Origin of the sequence: Chryseobacterium panacisoli (assembly GCF_008274625.1) — a bacterium.
Taxonomy (GTDB): Bacteria; Bacteroidota; Bacteroidia; order Flavobacteriales; family Weeksellaceae; genus Chryseobacterium; species Chryseobacterium panacisoli.
On record NZ_VTRU01000016.1, the window covers coordinates 1 to 881 of the forward strand.

At 38.0% G+C, this 881-nt stretch carries 1 protein-coding gene and 1 pseudogene; one reads left to right on the plus strand and one right to left on the minus strand.

Annotated features, from left to right (window positions below):
• Positions 1 to 272, minus strand: a 272-nt coding sequence (locus tag FW781_RS22225; RefSeq protein WP_149389418.1) for a helix-turn-helix domain-containing protein, incomplete at its 3' end; no start/stop codon positions are given.
• A 61-nt stretch (positions 273 to 333) separates the two neighbouring features.
• On the opposite strand from FW781_RS22225, the pseudogene FW781_RS22230 reads away from it, so the two are divergent.
• A pseudogene (locus FW781_RS22230) lies at positions 334 to 881 on the plus strand (DNA polymerase Y family protein); the annotation flags it as partial.

Below are 881 nucleotides of genomic sequence, written 5' to 3' on the forward strand. Positions count from 1 at the left end.
TGATCAACCCTTATAGGCAGAACAATCCTGTTCTCAGGAAGCTCCATTATTTCATCGATTGAAAATTTTCTGACATCTACAGTCAACAATAGGTCAATGCTGATGTTATAGAATTTTGAAATTCTAAGCAATATTTCAATAGGAGGCTCTGTTCTACCATATTCATAGGCAACATATCTGGATCGGGTAAGAAATAATAGATCTGCCAGTTCCTGCTGGGTCATATTTTTCTTTCCCCTCAAAAACACGATGTTATCAGAGAATTTTGACATTGTTACAATTTTAGACAACAAAAATACAAAATTTGTTTCAAAACGTAACTAATTTTGTCACATGGAAAGAGCAATTGTACATATGGATCTGGATACGTTCTTTGTTTCCTGTGAAAGGCTGAAAAACGCTGAACTGGAGAATAAGCCTGTGATTATAGGTGGTGGAGACCGTGGTGTAGTGGCTTCCTGCTCTTATGAAACCCGTTTTTTAGGGGTCAGGAGTGCCATGCCGATTAAAATGGCTTTACGGCTGTGTCCCGAAGCTAAAAGTAATTAAGGGAGATATGGAAATGTATTCCAATATGTCCCATATGGTGACTGAAATTATTCAGGAAAAAGTTCCTGTCCTTGAAAAAGCAAGTATTGATGAATTTTATCTGGATCTCTCCGGAATGGATCAGTTTTTTGGTTGTTATAGATGGACCCATGAAATAGCTGAAAGTGTACAGAAAAATACAGGATTACCGATAAGTTTTGCGTTGTCTGCCAATAAGACGGTATCCAAAATCGGAACCGGAGAATCAAAGCCAACCGGAAGATTGGAAGTAAAACAAACTGACATCCAGCCGTTTTTAAATCCGCTTTCGGTAAAGAAGATTCCTATGGTTG